The 20,719-nt window shown below is 37.6% G+C and carries 20 protein-coding genes; 5 read left to right on the forward strand and 15 right to left on the reverse strand.

Annotated elements, in window-relative coordinates; translation table 11 throughout:
* Positions 1–70: 70 nt before the first annotated feature.
* The 9 genes from J0M37_11710 to J0M37_11750 all read right to left on the reverse strand — a co-directional run bounded on the left by J0M37_11710 (position 71) and on the right by J0M37_11750 (position 10,109).
* Positions 71–502, reverse strand: a complete 432-nt coding sequence (locus tag J0M37_11710) for a single-stranded DNA-binding protein (GenBank protein ID MBN8585751.1) — start codon at positions 500–502, stop codon at positions 71–73.
* A 101-nt stretch (positions 503–603) separates the two neighbouring features.
* Entirely contained in the window at positions 604–1,515 is a 912-nt protein-coding gene (locus tag J0M37_11715; GenBank protein MBN8585752.1) for a hypothetical protein, read from the reverse strand.
* A complete protein-coding gene (locus J0M37_11720; GenBank protein ID MBN8585753.1) occupies positions 1,512–2,615 on the reverse strand; it encodes a VWA domain-containing protein in 1,104 nt (367 codons plus the stop codon). Before J0M37_11720 ends, J0M37_11715 begins: the two co-directional genes overlap by 4 nt.
* A gap of 66 nt (positions 2,616–2,681) precedes the next feature.
* Positions 2,682–4,115, reverse strand: coding sequence for an NADH-quinone oxidoreductase subunit N (locus tag J0M37_11725; protein MBN8585754.1), 1,434 nt, complete (start codon positions 4,113–4,115; stop codon positions 2,682–2,684).
* A gap of 118 nt (positions 4,116–4,233) precedes the next feature.
* The gene (locus J0M37_11730; GenBank protein MBN8585755.1) at positions 4,234–5,073 is read right to left on the reverse strand and encodes an alpha/beta fold hydrolase; all 840 of its coding nucleotides are present in this window, start codon (positions 5,071–5,073) and stop codon (positions 4,234–4,236) included.
* Between the two features lie 534 nt (positions 5,074–5,607).
* On the reverse strand, positions 5,608–6,363 hold the full coding sequence (locus J0M37_11735) for a WG repeat-containing protein (GenBank protein ID MBN8585756.1): 756 nt from the start codon (positions 6,361–6,363) through the stop codon (positions 5,608–5,610).
* Complete coding sequence (locus J0M37_11740; protein ID MBN8585757.1) at positions 6,356–7,456, reverse strand: WG repeat-containing protein; 1,101 nt, start codon at positions 7,454–7,456, stop codon at positions 6,356–6,358. The genes J0M37_11735 and J0M37_11740 overlap by 8 nt, the downstream gene beginning before the upstream one ends.
* 1 nt (position 7,457) lies before the next feature.
* Positions 7,458–8,873, reverse strand: coding sequence for an MBL fold metallo-hydrolase (locus J0M37_11745; GenBank protein ID MBN8585758.1), 1,416 nt, complete (start codon positions 8,871–8,873; stop codon positions 7,458–7,460).
* 261 nt (positions 8,874–9,134) lie between these two features.
* Positions 9,135–10,109 (reverse strand): T9SS type A sorting domain-containing protein, encoded by a 975-nt coding sequence (locus J0M37_11750; GenBank protein ID MBN8585759.1) that lies wholly within the window; start codon positions 10,107–10,109, stop codon positions 9,135–9,137.
* A gap of 203 nt (positions 10,110–10,312) precedes the next feature.
* Here J0M37_11750 and J0M37_11755 point away from each other — a divergent pair, with 203 nt between their 5' ends.
* From J0M37_11755 to J0M37_11770, 4 genes are all read left to right on the forward strand, one after another.
* The gene (locus tag J0M37_11755) at positions 10,313–11,434 is read left to right on the forward strand and encodes an MBL fold metallo-hydrolase (protein ID MBN8585760.1); all 1,122 of its coding nucleotides are present in this window, start codon (positions 10,313–10,315) and stop codon (positions 11,432–11,434) included.
* Positions 11,435–11,443: 9 nt separating this feature from the next.
* Entirely contained in the window at positions 11,444–13,147 is a 1,704-nt protein-coding gene (sulP, locus tag J0M37_11760; protein MBN8585761.1) for a sulfate permease, read from the forward strand.
* 178 nt (positions 13,148–13,325) lie between these two features.
* A complete protein-coding gene (locus J0M37_11765) occupies positions 13,326–14,699 on the forward strand; it encodes an aldehyde dehydrogenase (protein MBN8585762.1) in 1,374 nt (457 codons plus the stop codon).
* Positions 14,700–14,922: 223 nt separating this feature from the next.
* Positions 14,923–15,366 carry a nuclear transport factor 2 family protein gene (locus J0M37_11770; GenBank protein ID MBN8585763.1) on the forward strand — a complete coding sequence of 148 codons (444 nt, stop codon included), beginning with the start codon at positions 14,923–14,925 and terminating at the stop codon, positions 15,364–15,366.
* Positions 15,367–15,375: 9 nt separating this feature from the next.
* On the opposite strand, the gene J0M37_11775 is transcribed toward J0M37_11770, so the two are convergent.
* The gene (locus tag J0M37_11775) at positions 15,376–16,344 is read right to left on the reverse strand and encodes a hypothetical protein (protein MBN8585764.1); all 969 of its coding nucleotides are present in this window, start codon (positions 16,342–16,344) and stop codon (positions 15,376–15,378) included.
* Between the two features lie 111 nt (positions 16,345–16,455).
* Between J0M37_11775 and J0M37_11780 the strand changes: the two genes are divergently transcribed.
* A complete protein-coding gene (locus J0M37_11780) occupies positions 16,456–16,800 on the forward strand; it encodes a VOC family protein (GenBank protein ID MBN8585765.1) in 345 nt (114 codons plus the stop codon).
* A 125-nt stretch (positions 16,801–16,925) separates the two neighbouring features.
* On the opposite strand, the gene J0M37_11785 is transcribed toward J0M37_11780, so the two are convergent.
* From J0M37_11785 to J0M37_11805, 5 genes are all read right to left on the reverse strand, one after another.
* A complete protein-coding gene (locus J0M37_11785) occupies positions 16,926–17,483 on the reverse strand; it encodes a hypothetical protein (protein MBN8585766.1) in 558 nt (185 codons plus the stop codon).
* The gene (locus J0M37_11790; GenBank protein MBN8585767.1) at positions 17,458–18,015 is read right to left on the reverse strand and encodes a hypothetical protein; all 558 of its coding nucleotides are present in this window, start codon (positions 18,013–18,015) and stop codon (positions 17,458–17,460) included. The genes J0M37_11785 and J0M37_11790 overlap by 26 nt, the downstream gene beginning before the upstream one ends.
* A 55-nt stretch (positions 18,016–18,070) precedes the next feature.
* Complete coding sequence (locus J0M37_11795) at positions 18,071–18,454, reverse strand: endonuclease domain-containing protein (protein ID MBN8585768.1); 384 nt, start codon at positions 18,452–18,454, stop codon at positions 18,071–18,073.
* A gap of 66 nt (positions 18,455–18,520) precedes the next feature.
* Positions 18,521–19,789 (reverse strand): peptidase T, encoded by a 1,269-nt coding sequence (gene pepT, locus J0M37_11800; protein ID MBN8585769.1) that lies wholly within the window; start codon positions 19,787–19,789, stop codon positions 18,521–18,523.
* A gap of 6 nt (positions 19,790–19,795) precedes the next feature.
* Positions 19,796–20,707: a T9SS type A sorting domain-containing protein gene (locus tag J0M37_11805; GenBank protein MBN8585770.1), complete on the reverse strand. Its 912-nt coding sequence runs from the start codon at positions 20,705–20,707 to the stop codon at positions 19,796–19,798.
* Positions 20,708–20,719 lie beyond the last annotated feature (12 nt).

A 20,719-nucleotide genomic window follows, 5' to 3' on the forward strand; every position in this document is an offset into this window, starting at 1 on the left:
TGTATCTACAAACAAAAAAGGCTGCCTTATTACTAAGACAGCCTTTGATCTGTATCTATTTTATTTAAAACTAAAACGGTAAATCATCATCTGTTGTTGCTGCAGGTTTACCTGCGGGTTTGGTTTGGCTGTAATTACCGCCGTTACCGCTTCCGCCTGAGTTATCGCCTTTTCCGTCAAGCATTATCATTTCATCTACAACGATCTCCGTCTTATAATGCTTTTTCTTGTTCTCGTCTTCCCAGTTGGATGTTTCAAGCCTGCCTTCAACATAAACCTTACTTCCTTTTTTAAGATAGTTGCTTATTGTTTCAGCAAGTCCGCGCCATGCTTTGCAGTTATGCCATTCGGTTTTTTCCTGCCAGTTGCCTTCCTGGTCTTTCCATTTAAGTCCGGTTGCCACTGAAAAACTTACTACCGCTATACCGCTCTGGGTATATTTCAGTTCGGGATCCTGTCCCAATCTGCCGATAAGCATTGCTTTGTTTAGATCTTTTGCCATGATGTTTTCCTTTCTTAAGAAAACAGCCTATGATATCACCCGTTTTAATTCCCGTATCCGGGAAAGTGTTACCAGCTATTAGTTATTTTTTTTAATTTTAGTTAATTCTGAATTGAGTATTTATGAACCGAATCTTTTGATAACAACAAAACGGTGTTCTTATCAATTACAGCGATATCGGTTAAACTCTTAATTGCAGGGAATCTGTAGAATTTTGAGAACTGTCCCTTCTTTAAGTCATAAACTATCAGCTCATTGGCATGCAATATAAATAAATTATCATTAAAATATGCAATACTTTTTATTGGACTATTTCCCCGCTTGGTAATTTTTTTTACGAATACACCGAAATTATTAAAATTTATTAGGTCACCTGTTTTTTTATCAAGTATCCACATATCAAGCTGGTTCCCTTTTACTATCTTTACCGGTTCTTCAAGGCGCTCCGCGCCAAGGCTGTTGGAGCCGAACACTATGCTTATTTCGCTGTAATCGTTTATTCTTGCAGCCTTATAATTTGTGGCGTCGCACAGCACGTATACTTCGCCTGTGCTTAGTGTCATCACGCCGTTTGGGTTGTATATTTTTTTTGATGATTCAGCCGTAAGGTTATATGAGTTGAAATCAAATGATAAAATGTAATTCAGGTTTATATCAAGCCTTTTGATGCGGTTGTTCTGGTAATCTGCCACAAGCACATCAAGCCCGTTTGATGCATCGATGGAATATGGCTGGTTAAGCTCATTAGGCCCTAATCCTGAGCCGCCAAATGATGCAAGCTCAACACCGGTGGTTGAAAGCTTGTAAATTTTGTTATCTTCAAGGTCTGATACAAAAATAAACTCTTCCCTGGCAGTTGAAATTGATACTGCGTTTTTGAATTTGCCGAGTGTGCCTTTAAAGATCAGCGAATCAACGGATTTAACGCTGTCCGTTTGGGAATAAATTCCCGGCAGGGTTACAAAGAAACTAAGTATTACAGCATACTTCAGCAATGTTCGTTTTAATTTCAATCTTCAAATCTTCTTTTATTTTTCAGGTAGTCAACAAAAACCTGCTCGCCAAGCTCGTTAAGCGATGAATAATACGCCTTGCCGCCGTTTGCGGCTGTGAATTCCTTAATGAACTCGATCAAATATTCATCCTGCGCTATCATAAATGTTGTGATTTTTATTTTCTCACGCCGGCAGGCTATGGCTTCATCAAGTGTCTTGTTGATTATTTTGGGATCCAGCCCCCAGGAATTTTTATAAATGCGCCGTGAATTGGTACCGGGTTCATAAATTGCAGAAGGCTTGCCGTCGGTTATCATAATAATTTGTTTGTTCGCGTTCTTTTTTCTGCGTAAAATGCTGCGCGCAAGCTCAAGTCCCGCTTTTGTGTTGGTGTGGTATGGACCCACGCTCACAAAAGGCAATTCACTGACAGAAACTTCGCGGGCTTCATCGCCAAAGAGCACAATGTTAAGTGAATCCTTGCGGTATTTTGAAAGTATCAGCTCAGAAAGCCCAAGGGCAACCTGCTTGGCAGGAGTAATCCTGTCCTCTCCGTACAATATCATGCTGTGGCTTATATCAACAAGCAGCACAGTCGCTGCCGAGGTCTGCATTTCTGTTTCATAAATTTCGATATCATCTTCATTCAGACTGAAACTGTCTATTCCTTCGCGCTTAAAAGCATTGCTGAGGGTCTGTGTGGTATCTATATTCTGCGGCTGATCGCCGAACTGGTATTTTTTTGTGGTGTTATTGCGCTCAATCCCCTTGCCGCTCATAGGTGACTCATGAAATCCTTCCGGGGATTTTTTCATATTCCCGAATATCTCTTTGAATGAATCCTGGCGAATTTTCATTTCGCCTTTGGGGGTTAAGGTGAACATACCGTCAGTATCATCAATAAGTCCTTTTTCTTTGAGCTTATTTATGAAATCACTTAGCGACATGTTCTCATCAAAGAAGTTATAACGCTCATCAAGCTGGCTAAGCCAGTCAAGAGCTTCGTTCACATCACCTGAAGTCTGCAAAAGGATATAGCTGAACAAATTAAGAAGCTTTTCAAGCCTTTGTTCATCAGTAAGGGAGCTTTCGTTCCATTTGGAATAAACTAATTTCATTCTCTCTTTTTAATTCACAACTTATTCAAAGAGAAATATTATATTTTAACCGGGGGAATTACCTTATCAGAAAATGTTCCTGATGTACCTAAGAACCAGCTCGGGATAAACACCGAAAGCAAAGAGTCCGATAACCGAAATAACTGCCGCGGTGTATGAAAAATCCTGCCTGTGCTCGGTAACTGATTCACCAACCGGTTCATAGAACCACATATATAATATCACTTTGATGTAATAGTAAACACCTACAAGGCTCAATAAAATCCCGATAATTGCCACCCAGATATAATTAAGCTGAATAGCTGAAAGGAAGATGTAATACTTGCCCCAGAATCCCGCAAAAGGCGGAATGCCGGCAAGCGAGAATAGAAATATTGTCATAAGCAATGAAAGCATGGGATTTGTTTTACCAAGGCCCTTGTAGCTTTCAAGCAGATTGCGTGAGCCGTTATCAGGTGTTTTTTCTTCAACCATTGAAATTATTATAAAAGCACCTGACTGCATCAGTATATATGAAACCAAATAGAATAAAATTGCATGAATTGAAAATGCGTTAATTGTAAGGAAGCCAACCATTATATAACCTGCATGAGCAATACTCGAGTATGCAAGCAGTCGTTTAATATTCGTCTGTACAAGAGCAACTACGTTGCCGTATAACATGGTTAATATTGCAACCATTGCAACTACCATGGGAATATTGTTCAGCCCGAATATTGAAAAGAAAGATATCATTGCGCCGAATGCGGCGGTTTTACCTACACTGGACATCATACCTGTAACAATTGTTGGAGCGCCCTGGTAAACATCGGGTATCCACATCTGCAGCGGGAAAGCTCCGGTCTTAAATATAAATGCAATAAAAACGAGTGTTAAACCGAGTAAATAGAAAGTATCTTTTTCGGGATGTTTATCTGCAATTGCTGTGAAGTTTGTTGAGCCTGTATAACCGTAGATAAAAGCTATTCCAAGCAGCAGGAAGCCGGTCAAAAATGCGCCGAGCAGGAAATATTTTATAGCGCTTTCGTTTGATTCGATCTTTCTTCTCATAAACCCGGCCAGGATGTAGAATGAAATTGACATAAGCTCAAGTCCTACAAAAACCACTATCAGGTCATTTGCCTGGCACATCAGCATCATTCCCAGCAGAGAAAAGAAAAGAAGCGAATAATATTCGCCGTGATTGATATTTTCTGATTCAAGATATTTTTTAGATGAAAGAACGGTGATAAATATTCCCGCTATCATTGCTATATTAAGCACTGATGTAAGCGTGTTCACACGCAGGAACTTGTTATATATCACAAAATTTTTCGTTAAGTCGCCAAATGAAAAAGCAACTGCCGCTGCAAGCGCTGCAATAGAAAAATAAAATATTATCGTTTCACTTTTGCCTTTAAATGAGCGCGGAAAAACAGTTTCCAGCAGCATTACCATTAACGCGCCGCCTGCGACAATTAATAACGGAATCGAATTCGCAAAATCTAAAAAATTTATCAACTTAATGTTCCTTTAGGTTAATATACCTTTGGTTTTAATACTTCAGAGGTTTTAAAACTTTAGTTGTGTTAAATCCCCGGTTAATATATACAGTAAATTTGAATATTATAAATTAAAACTATAAATACTTTTTAAGCCAGCTTAACATCAGGTCATTTATTTCGGGTTTTTCTTCTATCAGGAATTTGCCGTGTTTACCGGAATCGTAAACTTTCATCTCAGAAGGTTTATCACAAAAATTTTCATAGATCCATTTTTGCCCTGATTCATGATCACCATCTTTGCTGGCGCATATCAACATCACATTTTTCATTTTAGGGAAGTTCGGCCTTCCCATCATCAGCTCATTGAATCCCGTGAAAGCTTCAAAAGTCTGCTTGCCGTTGGAAACGGCGATGGGGATTTTTACTCCGCAATTCAGCGCTGCATACAGAGCCAAATTACCTCCCACTGATGTACCAATGGCGGCGATCCTGGTTGAATCGATCCCCTTTCGGGATTTAGCCCAATCAATAACAGCCTTAATATCCAGGGGTGCCTGTTCCGGATCGCTTAAAATACTTTCAAGCTCACCGTTTTGTTTATCTGACCTACCATGTCCCCTGATATCATAAGCCAGCACTTTGAATCCGCTGTTCAGCAATGAATCAATAAAGCTTTGCTGCCACTGTTTGCGGTCTTGAGTAAACTGGTGAACCAGAATAACCAGAGGCTGTGATTCATCCTTTTTTGATTCCGAAAAAAATAAAGAACCTGATATTTCTTTTTTATCTGATGTTGTTACAGTAAAATCTTCAGTAGTATTTACTGAATTTTTTGAGCTTATTTTCACATTATTACTTTGTATATTTTTATTTTTTATACTGTCCGGAACGGGAGTCCAGTCAACTTTATCCTTTGTACAGCTGAATGAGCTGAACAAAAAATATAAAACCAGAGATAATGTTATTATTCTCATTTTTATACTATAACCCTCAAAAATAGCAATATTTATTAACTATTTCAATTCTTTATTCCTGAGCGAAGCGAAGGAACTCAACAGGTATATTGATTATATACTAACACATCGCCCCTATGGGGCTTTGTAATAATGGTATATGTCAATCTCCTTCCGGGGTTAACAGAGTTGGTGTCATGGCTTCGTTTACTCCATTGGGGTAAAAGCAGGTATCTTTTTTCAAAATTACTAAAAGCCATAACCACGAATTGCACTAATTACACGAAATATAACTTATGTTGTCATACCCCTGCCTGCAGCATGCAGGCGCGAAAGCGGGTATCCAGGCAACAATCTCAGTAGAAATAAATGGTTTTGGAAATGAGGGATTCTCTTCAATGCCGTTTACCAAAGTTAAAATTATTTAAAAAATTAAAAGCTTTTCACCACAGAGAAACAAAGTTACAGAGAAAAGAATATTCAATCAGAAGTCAGGCAAGTCTTGCCTTCAACAAATGCAATATGAAGAACTTTGAATAAATGACTGGTTAATAATTACCAAATGATATTACCATCTCTCCTGATGTACTTTTCAACCCTTGTTAATGGGTCGTTTGAAGTATAATACCTGCACACACCGTTTTGCCATAGGCCGGGTGAATAAAAATAACCTGATTCCAGGAAGCCTTTATCATCATATTTCAGTTCAGCTTTGATAATGACATCACCTTTTTCATTTATGAATGCATTATAGCAATTATCTGAGGGCAGGTCAGATTCTTTGAACTTAATAAAAACGGGTGCAAGCCCCTCACTGAACTCCCCTGCCATTTCGTAGATTGCAGGTAATACCACAACATCGGGTCCGAGCCTGTAGCCCCATTTCATATTTTCGTAAAACGGAATTAGAGTTTTCTTCGCGTCAAGATCAATTGGGGGAGTTATGAATTGTACGGGTATACCGGATTCATTTATGAAATATATACTGTCATTTTCATTTATGATCTTAGCCTGTCCGTTATTGAAATCATAAACGTACTTTGCGTTTATTTGGAATTGAGTTGTTCCAGTTGTACTAATACAATTCCATAAATTTGAATTATTATCTGACTTCACGAATGCAAGCCCTTCGCTGTAATCTTTTGCAAAGGTAAATTGCGGCTGAATGCTTAAGTAACCCTGATTATTTATATATCCGTATTTATAACCGGATTCTGTAAACGCTTTTACAGGGTATAATGTATCTGCAGATTGTGAAAAAGCAGAAGCTACAATAATAAACAAAAGAATGAAAAGGAATATTCTATTCATCTAATAAATCCTTAACCCAAATAAATTTTCCATCACTTCTTACATATCTTTCAAAAATTGTCAGCGTTACATAAGATGAATAATTACAAATTCCATTTTTGAATGGTTTTGGCCAAAATATTTCATTTCTTGTGAAGCGATCAGGGAAAAATTTACTTTGATATTTAGTTGAATCCCGGATAATTACTTTTCCGGTCTTATTAATGAATGAGTTAAAACTTCCATTTATTGAATATTCAGTATGTACTGGTGCCAATCCTTCAAAGAAACAACCCGCATTGCTGAACTTTGGTTCAATGACAAATTTCCATGTTGTATCAATGAAACCCCATTTCCCGCCTAAACTTACTGAAGCTAGTCCTTCATAAAAATCATTACCTCTTTCAAATACCGGATTAATTTTTATATTACCATTCAAATCTATATATCCAACTTTATTGTTAATTTTAACCGGTATAAAATTGCTGACAATGTTTCGATTTTCGTTCACAGTAAATGCAAAATGAATGGAAGTATCTAAGTAAGAAACGTTAAAATTAGTATCGATAATACCTCTTTGATTATTTATTTGAATTTTTGCATAACCATTATTAAAATCAGATATGAAATTATATAAAGAATCTAATACAATTTCTCCTTTTTTATTTATTACTGAAATATTTCTATTTTGAGAATTAAGTTTTACAACTGCAAATCCGTTATGAAAATTATTAGCATAATAAAATGTCTTATTAAAAACATTATTTCCATTTCTATCGATAAAGAAATAATCATTCTTATAGCTTGTTACAGCAAATCCTTCTGAAAAACCCTCAATAAAATAATCAGCTTTTATTATGAATAAAATCTCATCGTTAGTATTAATACATGCCCATAGGTCAGATAATCTATCAATTTCCACAATTGCCAAGCCATTGTTAAAATCAGTTGCACGATAATATTTGGGTTGAATTACTATTTCTCCATCACGATTAATATACCCATACATCAGCTTATCTTTAACATAAACATTTACCGGATACAAAGTATCTGCAGATTGCGCAAATACTGCCGCTGTAATAACAAAGGATAATATTACAACCAACCTCAGCATTTTACAACTGCACCTCATCGCCTTTGGCGGGAATACCAACATCTTTATAATTCATATCACCAAGCATTGATCTTAATGCTTCCTGCTGATCGGGGTCACCGTGTACAAGGAATATCTTCTCAAGCGTGCCTTTTGTGAACTTACCGAAATATTCCCTCAACTCATCCCTATCAGCATGAGCGGAAAATGAGTTCAGAACATATATCTTAGCTTTAACTGCATGCTCTTCCCCGAAAATTCTAACGAACATTCCCTGTTTGCCTTCGGCTTCAACAATACGCCTGCCGAGAGTATGCGGCGCCTGGAAACCGACAATGAGTATTGTATTTTTTTCGCTGCTGATGTTATTCCGCAGATGGTGCACAATTCTGCCTGATTCAGCCATGCCGCTTGCGCTTATTATCATACATGAGCCTTTAAAATAATTCAGCTTTTTGGAATCCTCTGCATCTTTAATGTATGTTAAGTTCTGGAAGCCGAATACATCAACTCCGCGCGAGATAAGCTCCGCCGTTTCGCTGTCAAAGCACTCAGGGTGCAGCTTGAATATTTCTGATACATTTGTGCTTAATGGACTATCAACAAATATCGGGAATTTAGGAATTATTCCTTTGGCGAAAAGCTTTGAGAGCGAATAGACAAGCTCCTGCGTTCTGCCAACGCTGAAGGCGGGCACAATAATTTTTCCGCCGCGCTGAAGCGCTTCAAGTATCACTTTGGCAAACTGTTCATCCATATCTGCCGCTTTATCATGCACTCTTCCGCCGTATGTTGATTCTGATATCATGAAATCAACATCACCCATATGGTCAGGGTCACGCAGTATCGGCAAATGCGGCCTGCCGATATCACCCGTGAAACCGAATTTTATCTTTTTACCGCCTTCATTGATATCAAGCCTTACCTGCGCAGAGCCTAATATATGACCTGCATCAAAATATGTTACCTGAACGTTTCCTCCGAATCCGTTAAGGTTAAATTTCCGTTTATAAGGCATGCATTTAAAAAGCTTCATAATACCTCTTACTTCTTCAAATCCGTACAGCGGCTTAAAAAGCGGTTCACCGTTTCTGATCTTTTTCCTGTTCACAAATTCAATATCCCTTGTCTGTATATGCGCGCTATCCTGCAGCATGATAGCGCACAGGTCACGGGTTGCAGGTGTTGAATACACATCTCCCCTGAAGCCTGATTTATAGAGTCCGGGCAAAAGGCCTGAGTGATCAATGTGCGCGTGCGAAAGCACTACAACATCTAGCTCTTTCGGATCAAAAAGGAAATGTTTGTTGATATTATATGCTTCTTCGCGTTTACCCTGGTAAAGACCGCAGTCAAGCAGTACTTTTTTGCCGGATATTTCGAGTAAATGCTGTGAACCTGTAACTGTTTGAGCGGCGCCGCAAAATTTTATTTTCATGCTATTTATATTTCCGCGAAAGCGGGAATCTATGTTCTAAATTTATTTCAATAATACCAATTCAAAACATAACATTAAATGTAATAAATCTTTTGGGCACCAAGACACAAAGGCTTTAAGTAACACAAAGGTTTTAATAATTTTAAAAATATTTTCTTGGAGTCTTGTTGTGCCTTGAGGATTAGTCTTGATACGGTTTTTATAATAAAAAAAGCCGGCTTTAATAATAAACCGGCTGGATAAAATCCTTATTTAAAAACTTTATTTAATCAGTACCATTTTTTTTGTTTCTTTATAATCACCCGCTGTTAATTGATAATAATAAACACCGCTTGGATAGTTAACTGCATTCCATTGGGTTTCATAAGAGCCGGCATTTAATTGTTCACTGACTATTGTTTCAATTTCATTGCCCAGCAGATCAAAAATTACAATTTTAGTAAATGCCGCTTCCGGCAAAGCAAATTGTATGTTAGTATTCGGATTGAACGGGTTTGGGTAGTTTTGAGAAAGAGAAAATTCCATAGGTACTTCAACAGAGATCTGGTTAATTCCAACCAGCATACTTGTATCTCCAAAAACAGTACCGTTTATCACGCAGCCAAGAAGTATCATTTGTCTGGTACATACAAACGTGCCTCCATCTAGTCCCTGCATGTAAGCATGATATAGGCCTATCCCTTTAGCATATTTTCTGTAAATACTTCCTTCAAAACCTGCATTATTGAAAAATCTTGCCTGCCGGCTTGATCCAAGAACTGTTGCATTATTTGTATCACTGCAGATATAATGCTGAAATTGATTCGGTGGCATACAGTTCATTCTTACAGTATCACCAAGCTTTGCTTTAAAACTGTCAATCATCATCTCTCCGGGTGAATATTGACAGCCCCCTGAATATAACTGGTAAATATTCCCGTTTTGCAGATCAAACCTTGTGTTGAAAAGCGTTATTAATCCTAAAGCTCCGCAGCTTTGGCAGGCCCCTGATATAGCGCTGCTTGTTGATACTGCTTTCTTATAGGTTTTACCGTTAGCCGTTGTATCACCTGTTAATATAATTCTGACTCTGCCTGAACAACCGCCGCACATTGAGCCATTTGTTGAACATTGATATACCCAGATATTACCCGTTTGAAGTGGAATAAAATCTGATAAGCTGCTTTGTGAAGTTACATTGAAAGGAATCAGAGTAAAAATAAAAAACAATGTGAGAAAACAATATATTTTTTTCATAAAAACCTCCTTAGGTATTACAAATATAATACATAAACATCGGGTTTATAACACTATAAAATCTTTATTTTCTAAAACTCAGGAATAAAATTTTATAAACATGTTCAGTTCAACTACACCTGTAATTGTATTTTATTTATGGTAATTAACCGTTAATTTCGCATCATTAAATCAGAATTCTGAATAAGGAATAATATTCTAATATGGATAACCTGTTAATTTCACCCAAAGAAGTAAAAGATCATATAAATTCAGCAGAAAACGGCTACGTTTTGCTTGATATAAGAAGAGAAGATGAATATAAGGACTGGAATATAAAGGGCAGCATAAATATCCCTATAAACGACCTTATTTCTGACGGCAATTACATCGGCATAAAGGAAATGCTTAAAACACTTCCAAAAGATAAAATGATAGTTACTATCTGCGCAAAAGGTCTGAATTCACAGGTCGCAGCTTCAATTTTAAGGGATATGGGCTATAATTCAGTCAGCCTTGAAAAAGGTATGAAAGGCTGGAACGAGAATTTTGATATTTATAAGCTGGATTTTACGGATTTTACTGTAATTCAGTTCGTTAGGATTGGTAAAGGATGCCTTTCTTACATTGTCATTGATAAATCAACACAGCAATGCGCTCTTATCGAACCGGCTGTATTTATAGATGAGTATGAAGATTATATACGGGCAAATGCACTTACACTGAAATATATAATTGATACACATGCTCATGCTGATCATTTTTCCGGCGGTATGGAGCTTGCGAGAAAATTAAATATGGATTACTATGTTAATGAAATAGAAGTAGATAAAGTATTTCAGTTTAAGTCATTAAAAGATATATCACAATTTGTAATTGGAAGCACTAAGCTTGAAGTTTTGAGCACACCCGGTCATACAGATGGAAGCGTATCATTTCTTGTAAACAATGAAGCTTTGCTTTGCGGTGACCTGCTTCTGCTGGAATCACCCGGCAGACCTGATCTGGCAAGGACGAAGGAAGAAACAACAAAAGGAGCAGCTATTTTGTTTGATACTCTTCAAACGATAATGGGTAAACTGAGTGATGAAGTGAAAATATTCCCAAGCCACTTCACAAAAACCGAGATCAGACCGGTTGTGATGAGCTTTGGTGATTTAAAAGCTTCTTCAGAACCTTTAAAAATGAATGATAAACAGAAATTCATAGATTATATTACTTCCAGCATACCAAATACCCCTCCAAATTATGAGACCATAAAGAAATTCAATAAAGCGGGAGTTATGATTCCTTTGGATTACGCTGAAGACCTTGAGATCGGTCCAAACCGCTGCGCTGCAAGATAAATCTAAATAATGTTAGTTCCAAAACTCGTAACTACCCTCAAAACCTACAATAGATCACTGTTCCTGAGCGATGTATCATCAGGTGTAATAGTCGGAATTGTAGCTTTACCTCTGGCAATTGCATTCGGAATAGCTTCGGGAGTTTCTCCAAATAATGGATTAATCACAGCGGTAATTGCGGGATTTATAATTTCAGCACTTGGAGGAAGCCGTGTACAAATTGGCGGTCCCACCGGTGCATTTATTGTGATCGTTTACGGTATTGTTCAAAAATACGGACTTGACGGGCTGATGATAGCTACAATTATGGCCGGCATAATTTTAGTTTTGATGGGTTTTATGAAGCTTGGGACGCTTATTAAGTTCATACCTCTCCCTATAATAACCGGCTTCACTTCAGGCATAGCGCTAATAATCTTTACAACACAGATAAAAGATCTTCTGGGGTTAAATATACATGAGCTGCCTTCTGAGTTTTTGTCAAAAATTCCAGTTTACGCAAAAAGCATAACTACCTTTAATATTGATACGATAATCGTATCAGCTATATCACTTTTTATTATAATCTTCCTTGGGCGGTTTATAAAAAAGATACCCTCAACTTTTGTTGCACTGATATTTAGTACGCTGATTGTGTATATATTCGGGTTAAATGTAGAAACAATTTCATCGAAATTCGGGGAATTGAGCAATTCAATTCCGGCACCGGGTATTCCTGTTATTACATTTGATAAAATTTACAATCTTGCCGGACCTGCATTTACTATTGCGATCTTAGGAGCTATTGAATCATTACTTTCCGCTGTTGTGGCTGATGGTATGATAGGAAGCAAACACAGGTCTAATATGGAGCTGATAGCTAACGGTGCAGCAAATATAATTACACCTCTTTTCGGGGGAATACCCGCCACGGGAGCTATTGCGCGCACAGTAACAAATATTAGAAATGGTGGTAAAACCCCGGTTGCAGGAATGGTGCATGCTGTTGTATTGCTGCTGATAATGCTGTTTTTTGGTAAATATGCCGGTATGATACCAATGTGTGTACTCGCTTCAATTTTGGTTGTAGTTGCATATAATATGAGTGAATGGCGGGAATTTAAGGCTCAGCTGAAAATGCCTAAAAGTGATGTAATTGTTCTGCTTACTACATTCTTTTTAACGGTTATATTTGATCTGACAATTGCCATTGAAGTTGGTATGGTACTTTCTGCAATGTTATTCATGAAAAGAATGGCAGAAGTTACAAATGTGGGTATCATCAACCGCGAGTTTGATGAAAGTATTGAATCAGACGAAACCGGCGCAAACTCGATACAGGGAAAAAATATTCCAAAGGGTGTTATAATTTATGAGATCAACGGACCGTTTTTCTTTGGTGCAGCAAGTAAATTTAAGGAAGCTATCAGGATAGTCGGCAAATCAACAAAAGTACTTATTTTAAGGCTTAGAAATGTTCCGGCAATTGATTCAACTGGCATTGCAACACTGGAAGATTTTTATTATGATTGTAAAAAGAACTCCACTGTTTTAATTCTCTCAGGTATTCATGCCCAGCCAATGTTTGCCAGTGAACGGGCTGGGTTGCTTGAAAAAATTGGTGAAGAAAACATTCGGGGCAATATTGATGACGCTTTGAACCGTTCAAGAGAGATATTAGGGCTACCCAGTGAGGAAATTAAAGCAGATAAGGAAAGTTCAATAGAAAAGTAAGTTTAATAGCAAATCTAAGTCGAAAGCAATTAATACATTTTTTTGTCGCCCTGAGCGGAGTCGAAGGGCTTTGCAGTTTTAATGAAAGTCATATTCATATCGAGAATTGCAGATTTAAGATAAGATAATTTAATAAATCAATAATAGAGATTCCCGCTTACGAGGGAATGAAAGTAAAATGAAATTAAAATACATCGATGACATCAATCCCGCAACGGGAAAGCTTATAAAAAAGGTTAAGTGTTCCACCGAAAAGGAAATTGACCGCGCAGTAGCTAGTGCAAGGGCAGCACAGAAAAAATGGGCTTCATTAACACTTGCGCAGAGGAGCAAAATGCTTGAAGCCTGCGCTAAGGATTTTGTTAAGCAGAAAGAAAAGATCGGAAGAATAATTACCGATGAAATGGGTAAGTTGTACAGATCAGCAGTGGGTGAAACCCACGCAGTGGCTTACGGCATCCGCGAAACCATTGAACAGGCTAAAACTGCTCTTGCTGTTGAAAATTTACAGGAAGAAAACCTGCGGACTGAAATGCACCGCACACCGCTGGGAGTCTGCGCAATCATCACACCGTGGAATTTCCCGGTAAGTATGCCGGAATCCCTGCTCTCCCCTGCCCTGATCGCCGGGAATACGGTCGTATTCAAGCCATCTGAAATGGTCCCGCTTACAGGCAAAGCGATATTTGATATTTTCAATAAACATTTACCTAAGGGAGTTATAAACCTCGTTCAGGGTGCTGATGAAGTTGGTAATTACCTCATACACAGCAATATCGATATGATAGCTTTTGTCGGCTCTCAAGCCGTTGGCAAAATAATTATGAAAGCTGCCGGCGATAAGCTGAAACGCATTGTTTTAGAGCTTGGCGGCAAGGATCCAATGATAGTGCTGAATGATGCAGACTTAGAAAAGGCTGCGAACTTTGCAGTGAACGGTTCTTTACGCAACACAGGCCAGGTTTGTGTTTCGGTTGAAAGAATATATGTTCAGGAAAAAGCAGCCGATAAGTTCACAACACTTGTTGCCAACGGTGTAAAGAACTTTAAATACGGCAATGGTTATGATGATTCTGTTCATATGGGTCCGCTTGTGAGTGAAAGGCAGCGCGCAAATGTACTTTCACAGGTTAAGGATGCTGTTAAAAAAGGAGCTAAACTAATTGTAGGCGGCAAAGCGCCAAAAAATAATAAGGGTTTCTTTATGGAGCCTACCCTGCTTACAAATCTTTCCCATAAACACAGGATAATGAATGAAGAGACCTTCGGTCCGGTTGTTGCAATACAGAAAGTCAAAACTGAAGATGAAGCTGTAAAGCTTGCCAATGATTCACCATTTGGACTCGGCGCTACCGTGTGGACTAAGAATAAGAAAAAGGGACTGGATATAGCTCGTAAGATCGAATCAGGCATGATAGGCGTTAACCAGGGCATCGGCGCTGTGAGCGGTACACCATGGGTCGGTGTTAAGCAGAGCGGTTACGGTTATATCGGCTCGATTGATGGCATAAGGCAGTTCACAGTACCAAGAAAAATAAGTTATAAGAAGTAAAAATGTGCAGTTCCGAACACCATTCGGAGTAATACAAGCGAAAATCATGTTATACTCGAATCAGCGATTCGAGCTACAACAGATCAGTGAACCATTCAATTAATGTAGCTCCGAACGCTGTTCGGAGTAATTGGCACTAAAATTGAGTTGTACATGAATCAGCGATACGAGTTACTATAAATCAATTCATCCATAAATCCAACATAGAAGGAGCAGCTTCAAAATGAAAACAATCATCAGTATAGCCTGTTTTGTTTTTCTATTTACAGCAGCATCATTTTCACAGGATGATCTTAAATCAGCGGGAGAAAAGATGGAGCGAAGCCTGTTCCAGGCTGTTAAGGATAAAGACTGGGGCACTCTTGAGGGACTCATAGCCAACGGCTTTCAATCAATGCATGCTGATGGACCCAAATCACGTACCGTGGCTATAGATTATATAAAATCCATTACTTTTAAATATTACCATTTTTCTGATATTGTGGTTACAAATAACGATGCCGGTACTAACATAGTCATCAGTTATAAATTATCATTTTCTGAAAATCTTGAAATGACCGAAGAGGAAAAAGGAAAATTTGTTAACAATCTTAGCTTATGGCAGAAAACCGGCGATAAATGGCAGTGGATAAGTCACAGCGTATTTGACGGAAATGTGAAGAAGTAAAAATGTAATTTATTTCATAACCACTTTCATCGCTTCAATAATCTCAGGATTCGGCAATCCCTGCTGCTGATTCACGAGCATCACAAAATGATCGGCTGAGAGCTCTTCGGCGTGAATATTATAATTGGTGTTTCTGCCGGTCTGCTCATAAAAGCCTTTAACTTCTTTCAGTTTTAATATAAGTGGTTTACCATCGAGGTAAACCGCTTTTTTATTGGCATTATCCCCTTCCACAACAAGAAGTCCCAATTGCATATAACCAAAAAAGCTGCCGCCGGTGAATTCCCTGCCGGAAAATAATATCAGCATTACATCAACAGGCGTATCATTGTGGTTTACTGTAATATAAAAATTGTTATATGGCGCATCCGGATTTGATATCCTAAAATCCGCGATCTCAGGCGGGTATGGTACTTCATTACATTTTTTGAATCCGATAATATTATACACCTTTTCACTCATCTCTTTATCATACCTCGAAAAAACATGGAATAATTCATGAATGAACGTACTGTGCGTTATTTTCCCCTCCGGCAGAACTATATAATTTGCCCTTGTATAACCTGCCGCACCGCCTTCGTTGGACATATCTGAAAGTACTATTTCTATCTTTTCAGGCATCTTTATCTTAAGCCCCAGGTCTGAGATCTTTTTTCTGACGGACTCTACATTTTCTTTTAGGTCTTGCATTGATTCCTCATCCCATTTTTTAACCGTTGCAGCAGCTTTCCTCAGGTAATCAGAAAGCTTAACAGTATCGCTTTTTGAGCCGGTTTTGCTCATTAGATCAAACCTGCTTAAAATGGATGTATATTCATCTTCAGTCATTAAAAGCTCCTTAGCCCGCTCACCATCTACCGGAACCACATAGGTACCTTCCTGCAGCAGGAAACCTTCGTGAACCTGAGCAGCAGCTTCTAAACGAAATATAAGGAGAAATAATACAATATATCCAAGCCTGATTTTTATATGTGACATATTTTTTTAATAAATTAATCTGTAAATTTAAGAAATTAATAATTAATATTTACAACCATTGGAAGCCTTTTATTGGTTTCTGCGGGAATATTTCAGGAGGCAGGCAAAAAAATGAAATTTGAATTTTCACCATATATAGCTATCCAGGTTCAGGATAACGCAAAGGCTGTTGATTTTTATAAACGGGTTCTGGGTATGGAATTTGTTGATGAACGCGGCACCGATACATATTTGAACAAAGACGGGATAAATTTTGTAATTGAAGATAATTCCGAAGGCGCAGGTTCTGCGTTCTTTGAATTCAAGACCGATAACCTGGCCGAAGCAAAGCAGGCTTTGCTTGCCGAAGGCTGTGAGATCACCGCTGAATACAACGAGCACTCAATAATGTTCAGCGATCCTTTCGGTATGAATTTCCATGTATGGGAAGAAGGCGCATTTCCGGATAACCCGTAAGCTGGATTTTTAAATCCCCATCGTCAATTAATGATGGATACAAAAATAGGTTAAATTGTTACTTTATGAATTTTCAAGATTTAGTCCCCCTTTAAAAGGGGGCTTAGAAGCAGGTATTTACCAAACTATTCAAACGAGAATTTAAGACCTGAATGAATTCCGGTATAGATAAACCCTTCATCAAATCCAATTACGTTTAATCTTCCGTTCAGTACCAATGAAAATCCTGTAGTAACCGGATAATTAAACCCAGCGCCGATCTGCGGACCCCATAATGTCTCTCTTAAATATGAGCCAGTATAAAGGCCGAATCCAAGATCGATGTTGACGTACAATTCTTTCATATTGCCAATGTAAAATCTAGGGCCGGCATTTACTTCAATTAAACTGAATGATCGTTTATTATCGTTGTTTCCCCAATAGAAATCTTGTGTACTTGCGTTTTCTTTGGTAATATTTATTCTTGAATTTAGATATACGGCAATTCCTTTACTTCGTGTTTCAAATTCCAATCCAAGATTGTAACCGTTGGTTATTCTATTTCCCAATGAACCATGTACTATCAAAGTACCGGCAGTAAAGGCAGATGAATAGATCTGTTTATTCTGAGCAGATATACCGGCTGCTAAACATAAAAAAAAAGGAATGTCAGAATTTTCATTTTCTATTTTTATTAGATTCATTCAAGCTATACCTTAATCCAAGATATACTCCTGCATAAGTTTCCCATTCCTCTTCCTCAAACACGTTTACCTTCATATTCAGATTTACCGATAATTTTTTGTTAATATTAACATTACCACCAATACCGGGCTGCACGCCCCAGGGAATCTTATGTAAATAATTACCTGTATAAATACTGAATGCAAGATCCACATTCGCGCTGAGTGGTTTTGAATTGCCTAAATACCACCTGCCACCGGCAGAAATTTCACCGATTGTGTATGTCCACTTTCCTAACATAGGCATACCATATGGATCGAAATACCACCGGTAACCTTTAACCTGGTTAACTCTTCCTGAGGTGAAAAAAGCAAAATTTTCTTTTCGGGTTTCTAGATCAATTCCGGCATTATATCCTGTATTAAATCTATAAGAAAGTTTTTCTAAAGGAATTATTGTACCGCCATTTACTGAAATAGAATATATTCTGTTGGATTGAGTGAATGAAGGTATTGTTAAAGTAAGTAAAACTAAGGTTATTACGGTTTTCATTGTTTTAGGGAAAATTTTTTGTAAAATGTGATTTATTCCTTAACAATCTTTGCTTTTATCTCCCCCTAACAGGGGGAGATAAAGAGGGGGTCTTTTTTAGAATTAACATACTTTCCACTTGCATCGAAATTGCTTTAACTACCCCATCAATGTTATTGTAAATATCATCATTTCGAATTCTAAGAAACGTAAGTCCCAAGCTTTCCAATTCACTTTGCCGATATCTATCGTATTCAATTTCTTCATCAGTAAAGTGAGTAGGTCCGTCAACTTCAATTATTAGTAATAACTCGGTTGAATAGAAGTCAACAATATACTCTTTTATACTAAATTGCCGTCTGAATCTAACCCCAAGAATTTGTTTTCTTCTGATACAATTCCATAATATAACTTCAGCGTGTGTCATGTTATTACGCAATTTTCTCCTGCGTTCTTCCATGAATTTTACGTTATATTTCAGATTAAATCTATTCATTGGGTATAAGACCCCCTTGTGTTCCCCCTGTCAGGGGGAAATGGAATTTGGTTTAGCCTTCTCCTCCCATATCATGCACAAATGCACGATTGTTTCCACTGCTTTCTGCATATCCTGCACGCTGCACCACTCCTGTTTGCTGTGAATGCCATGCTCACCTGCAAAAACATTCGGACACGGCAGCCCCATAAACGAGAGCTTCGAGCCATCCGTTCCGCCGCGAACTGACTTCTTGAACGGGGTTAATCCCGCCCGTTTAACAGCCTCAAATGCATACTCAGTCACAAAAGGCACGTTTTTTAAAACCTCATTCATATTGCGGTAAGATTCTTCAATTATAAACTCATAACTACTATTAGGAAAAGCAGTTAATACTTTATCTGTAATGTTTTTTAGAATATTTTCTTTATCAGCAAGGCCCGCTGTTACAAAATCACGTATGATAAATTTTACCTCTGTGTATTCAGCGCCGCCTTTTACTGAAACAGGGTGAATAAATCCTTCGAGACCTTTAGTAGTTTCAGGTGAAAGTGTATCCTTGGGCAATGCCGCGATTATATCGCTCGCAATTTTAATTGCGTTTTCCATCTTGCCGTAAGCTGAGCCGGGGTGTGTTATTACCCCGTTTATTTTTATTGTAACGGAATCAGCCGAAAACGTCTCATCTTCAACGCAGCCCGCCTTATCGCCATCCATAGTATACCCATAATCAGCGGCAAGTTTAGCCATATCAAGCTTTTCCACTCCCCTGCCAACCTCTTCATCGGGCGTGAATAGAATGCGAATTTTGCCGTGCTTAATTTCAGGGTGGGTCAACAGATAATTCGCCGCATCCATAATTTCTGCAACACCTGCTTTATTATCAGCCCCAAGCAGCGTTGTGCCGTCACTTGTGATTATATCATTACCTATCTGGTTCTTAAGTTCAGCGTGCACTTCAGGTGTTAAAACCTGCGTTTTATCACCGGGGAGCGTTATATTGCCTCCCCGGTAATTATTGTGAACTATAGGCTTAACATTTTCACCGCTTAAATCAGGTGAAGTATCCATATGCGAACAAAAGCATATCACAGGGACTTTCTTATCAGTATTGCTTTCTATTGTGCCGAAAACATATCCATACTCATCCATGTTGGCATCTTTTATACCCATTTCAAGCAGTTCAGCAACCAGGATCTTCGCAAGATCCTTTTGCTTTTCGGTAGAAGGGTAAGTTACGGAATTCGGGTCTGACTGTGTATCAACCTGAACGTACTTTAAGAATCTATCAACACATGTAAATTTATAATCCTTGAACATAATTTTTTATTTTACCAGTATCATTGATTTTGTTTGGGTGAATTCACCTGCTGTTAATTTGTAGAAATACACTCCGCTTGTCAGACTCATTGTATTATAATCAATTTCATATTTACCCGGTTTCAAAAATCTATTTACCAAAATATTAATTTCTTCTCCTAATATGTTATAAACAGTAAGTTTAGTATAATCTGATTTTATAATTTGAAATTGAATTTTAGTTGAAGAATTAAATGGATTTGGAAAATTATTTAATAACAAGTAAGATTTGGGAACGGTATTAGAAATGGTTGTTATTCCTATTAATGAAGTATCACCATAAAGCACACCGTTTATTATTGCTCCTCTTAAAGTTTGAGTAGAATGAATAGTATTGTTTCGCCCTGAAACACTACTATTGAAAATGAGACCTAAATTTTTTAAAAAATGCCAATTTCTGATATAAATAGCCCACCCAATATTAGTAATGTTATACATTTTAATCTTAGATGTAATTCCGAATAAAGTAGTATCCTGTAATAATACGCACGAATAACTGTTTATAGTACATTGATCTCTGATAGTATCTCCGGGAATAGCATTAAATTTGTACAAATTAACTTCATTTTCACAATTCAAAAATGACGAATCGTATTTTACTAAGTAACCTGTAAGTTTATTGAAACGTATCCATATAGTATCATAACCCTCCCAATATTTTTCACATTTAAAATATTTTTTCCCTGCGATATACTTTTCCTCTGTAATTGACATAATAAAATGGCCATAAACTGTCGGGAAACCACCACTTGTAACAGTATTATAAAACCATTTATTGCCAACGGTTAACGGTAGATATAAACTATCATCTGTTTGTGATTTTAGTTTTACAGGTAAACTCAAGATTAAAAGAATTATGAAGCTAAAAAGTATTTTCATTTGATATGAGAA

The organism is Ignavibacteria bacterium, from assembly GCA_017303675.1.
GTDB lineage: Bacteria > Bacteroidota > Ignavibacteria > Tepidaquicellales > OLB5 > OLB5.